At 73.1% G+C, this 4019-nt stretch carries 2 protein-coding genes and 3 pseudogenes; 3 read left to right on the forward strand and 2 right to left on the reverse strand.

The genetic code is table 11. From position 1 onward, the window contains the following. Nucleotides 1-527 precede the first annotated feature (527 nt). From ACZ34W_RS38455 to ACZ34W_RS38465, 3 genes and pseudogenes are all read left to right on the forward strand, one after another. Nucleotides 528-713: a hypothetical protein gene (locus tag ACZ34W_RS38455; protein ID WP_465611122.1), complete on the forward strand. Its 186-nt coding sequence runs from the start codon at nucleotides 528-530 to the stop codon at nucleotides 711-713. A gap of 455 nt (nucleotides 714-1168) precedes the next feature. After that, nucleotides 1169-1351: pseudogene (locus ACZ34W_RS38460) on the forward strand (FCD domain-containing protein); the annotation flags it as partial. Nucleotides 1352-1815: 464 nt separating this feature from the next. Next, a pseudogene (locus ACZ34W_RS38465) lies at nucleotides 1816-2082 on the forward strand (DUF3291 domain-containing protein); the annotation flags it as partial. Between the two features lie 35 nt (nucleotides 2083-2117). Here the strand turns inward: ACZ34W_RS38465 and ACZ34W_RS38470 are convergent. Both ACZ34W_RS38470 and ACZ34W_RS38475 read right to left on the reverse strand, forming a co-directional pair. Next, nucleotides 2118-2454: pseudogene (locus tag ACZ34W_RS38470) on the reverse strand (transposase); the annotation flags it as partial. Nucleotides 2455-2561: 107 nt separating this feature from the next. Further along, the gene (locus tag ACZ34W_RS38475; protein ID WP_465611124.1) at nucleotides 2562-3254 is read right to left on the reverse strand and encodes a DivIVA domain-containing protein; all 693 of its coding nucleotides are present in this window, start codon (nucleotides 3252-3254) and stop codon (nucleotides 2562-2564) included. Between the last annotated feature and the right edge of the window lie 765 nt (nucleotides 3255-4019).

Consider the following 4019-nt stretch of genomic DNA (forward strand, 5'->3'; position numbering starts at 1 on the left):
GGTAAGGATCCCGCCACCCGCCCGAGTTCCGAGGAGGTCGCGCGAGCCCTCGCTGCCGTCGGCGACGGGCAGTCGTACCGCCCGGGCCGCGCCGGCGGCCGCGCCGGGGCCGGCGCCGCTCCTCCTGAGGCCGCCGTGAACGCGGACGGGCCCGTCGTCCTGCCCCTCACCGTCGCGACCGTCACCGCCATGGCGTCGGCCACCCCCAGGGCCGCGACACCCAGCACGGCGCCCCCCGGTACGACGGCACCCAAGCCGGCAGTCGCCAAGCCCGCGAGCCCCGCCGCCGTGAACCCTGTCGCCGTCGCCCCCACCGCCGTGCCCCCGGCGGCCACCGCGTCTCCCGGCACCGTGCCGACCGCCGGCACGCCCTCGGCGGCAGGTATGTGGATCGCCCAGCTGGGGGCTTTCCCCCGAACCGTCCCGGACGACAGACGCGACAGGCAACTCCTCGCCGTCCAGCAGTACGCCCCCATGCGAAGATCCTCAACAGCGACGACTGGAGCTCCCTCCAGCCCGGGAACTGGGTGATCTACCTCGGGGGCACCTTCCCGGACGGCAACGAGGTCGCCACGTTCTGCACCAGGCTCGGCGCGAGCGACTGCTTCGGCCGCTACCTCAGTCACGACGCCGCCGACAGCCGCTACATCTGCCTGCCCCGGGACACCTACCGTGACACGGGGCGCGAATCCGAGAACTGCCAGCGGCCCTGACCCGGACCGCTGCTCATCGGTGCCCCCTCGACGCCACCGGCCCGGCCGAGCCGTGCGCTCCTCCGGCCGGCCCTCTGCGAGCAGGGCGGTCCCGATGGGGGCGGGCCTGACCACTCGAGCAGGGACATGCCCGAATCCGTCGTCCACCCGCAGCCGAGGACCAGCCGTCGCGAGGCTGCCGATGCCCGCACGGAGGCGCGCCCGTCCACGCCGAGTGCCGCACCGCCGGGGCCGGGGCGGATCCCAACCGTCCGGGGCGGTCACGCCGGGCGCCGACCGCAGTTGCAGATCGGTCCCGACGGGCGTTGCGTCCTCGTGTTCCCCGGCGCGACACCACCGCACCCGGAAGCGGTGGACGCGGCTTCCCGCCGGAGCGGCGCGGGCACCGGACTCCCCGCCGTACACCGTCGCGCGCTGGAGCTGGTCCTCGGCACAGGGCGAGAGGCCTGGAGCGGATGGCGGGGCTGAACTCCCGCTTCCATCGGGTCCTGGCCGAGACTGCGGCTTACCGCGTCCTCGACGACCTGGCCGGGCAACTGCTCCTCACCGTCCGCCGGTACCGCATCACCGCACCGCTGGGCGACGAGGACTGGCGCTCCGTGGTGGACGAGCACGACCTGATCGTGGCCGCGCTGCGCCGACGCGACTCCCCGGGGGGCGGCAGCCGCCGGCCGTGCCCATACCGGCTCGCAGGCCGCGAACGAGGTCGAGGGCGTCTCCTGAGGCGTCCGCCCCGGGTCTGCCGAGGGTGGGTCGGCGGGGTAGTCCCGTGCGCTCGCGGTGGGGGTCGTGCAGCAGGTCGGCCGGGCCGACCGCCGGGGCGCCGGCGTCCGGCGCCGGTCGCCCTGTCGTCACCGGCGAGGGTCCGGTCGGTCGCCGGGTGTCGTCACCGTGATCGCCGAACGGCTCCCATCCGGATGGCCGGTCGTTCAGGTGAACGTTCCGCGCGGCGGCCGGGAGTGTCGGACGCCCGGGCTGGTCTCGGGCGTCAAGGCCATCCCCCTGGGCTGAGGCCCGGAAAGCCGAAGCGCGAGCACGTCCGAAGGATCGCGTCAGTGCGTGACGCTACCGTCCGGCCGGGGCTTGGCCTCGGGACTTCACCTACCGCAGCGGGCACTTGGAGGTGCTGCGGCAGCGGCGCGATTGGTTCCGACGGCACGTCGAGGCGCACGTGGTGCTCTGGTGCGTCCCCGCCGGCCACCTCCCGACCGTCGGCGAGGCCCTGGAGCGGCTGGCGGACCTCCGGGCGCACGGGCCCTCCCCGCGCGCGTTCACCTTCTCCTCCTCCTACACCGCGGCCGAGGCCGCCCAGCACCTCCGGGCCGCCCCGAGCCTGCGGTCGGTAGCTGCAGGGGAGGCCGTGGCGTAGGTCAGGGCCCGGGATCGCGCGGCGCCGCAGCCATCGGGCCTGGAACTCGCCGGTCCGGAGCGGATCCTCACCCACAGGGCGTCGATGTAGATGATCGGCCACACCGCGTCCAGCGGCCGGTTCTGCCAGCTCACAAGCTCGTCGGTGACGGCGTCGGTGACCTTGCTGATCCGGTCCGGGCTGACCTCGACCCCGTAGATCCGGGCCAGGTGGGAGCGGATGTCCCGCATCGACATACCGCGCTTACAGCGACAGGATGCGGCCGTTGAAGCCCGCCGGCCGCCGCGAGTTCCCCGGCACCAGCTGCGGCTCGAGGTCGCCCTTGCGATCCCTGGGCACCGCCGGCGTGACCGCCCCGACGTCCGTGAGCATGAGCGAGTGTGGGGCCGCATGGTGGACGGTGCCGCTGATCCGTCTGAAGAGCAGCCTCGGGACGGGTGTGCTCGTAGGCCCTGGTCCGTCCGTAGCCGATGGGTTGGTCACGCCAAGGGTGGGACCGGTCGGGCGCCACCGAGGTGGAGGGGCAGCGGCGGGGTGGGGGCGGGGCCTGTGGTGCGGATGTCGTCGCCGGTGGGTGCCCGCAAGTGACGCAACTGCTGCTCCAGGTAGGCGTTCAGGCGGGTGTGGTGTTCATGCTCGAGCATGCGCAGCTTCTGGATCCTGGCTTCGAGGCCTGCCCGGACGGCCTCCAGACGGCCGATGACCGCCTGGGCCGTGGCCCGGGTGTCGCGTTCGAGGGTGTCGGCGCCGGCCTGCGCGGCGCGTTCGATGCCCTCGGCGCGGGTGCGGGCCGTGGTAAGGACGGTCCAGGCCTCGGCGCGGGCGGCAGCGATGGCTCGGTCGGCGACCTGTTGTGCGAGTGTGAGCACCTGGGTGGCGCCGGCCACACCGTCCGGAGCCTGGGCCTGGGCCTGGGCCGGGGCCGGACGCCGCGGGAGCGGAGGCGCGGGCATGAGTTCCGGGCTCCGAGGATGAGTGTTCGGCGTCACGACTGCGGGGCGGACAAGGGCCGAGGCCAGCCCAGCTCGCAGGCGCTCGTTCTCGCGCAGCAGCCGGACGAGTTCGGCGTCGACCAGGTCGAGGAAGTCGTCGACCTCGCGTTCGTCGTAGCCCGGGCGCAGGCGGACGGTGGTGAACTGGTGGGCGCGCAGGTCTGCAAGGGTGAGGGGCATCGGGGCAACCTCGACTGTCGTGGACCGGTGGCCTGGCCGTGCCCGGCCCCTCCGGTGCGGTGGCGTAGATCGGGCAGCCGTGGTGGGCGCGCATCGGCTGTGAGGCGCCGGTCACCGGACGCGAACGCGGGGCACGGGAAGCCCCGGAACGGCGGCGGTGGGTGTACGGATTGCCGTTGCGCGTTTCTACCCTCCCCGCGCGTGCGAAGTCCAGGGGTTACCGGGAGGATTTGTGCCTTCGTCCGAACCGCACGGATCGGATCCGCGGGGCGGCCGCTCGGGCATCAGGGCTTCGATTGATGTCGCGCATCTCCTCGTAGCGGTGCCGGCACGGTGCGCAGTCCGCTAGCACGGGGTGATTCACGTAGATGTCGACGCCAGCGATCTGCATACTCGGCCCCTCTCCGGTCGTCCTTCGCGAATCGGAGGGATGCTAGCCCGAGGTGCCGACAAGCCAGACAGGGAGCCGCCGCGGCGCAAAACCATTCGGGCCGTCGCGTGCCGGTGCGCGAGCTGTTCAAGCGCACGGCGATGGCACTCCATCGCAGTGCTGTTGTAGGGGTAGCACCGCAGGTACATGGCTACCCCTGCACAGCCGGTCTTCTGTCTGGAGGACGTGAGCATGCTGCTTCACCTCCTGGTCGACGCGGTGTACTCGGGTTGTGCGGCCGTTGCCCGGCCGTGACAGGAGGCTTCCGGGCTGGTGAGGTACCCGGGGTGGTGCGGAGGCGGTCCCATGGCCGGTGAGGGCGAGGTTCGGCTTTG

Source organism: Kitasatospora sp. NPDC022856 (assembly GCF_055561235.1).

Bases quoted from the DNA above. Each gene is read 5' to 3' on its own strand.
- ACZ34W_RS38475 (WP_465611124.1), bottom strand. From the start codon at position 3,254: ATGCCCCTCACCCTTGCAGACCTGCGCGCCCACCAGTTCACCACCGTC.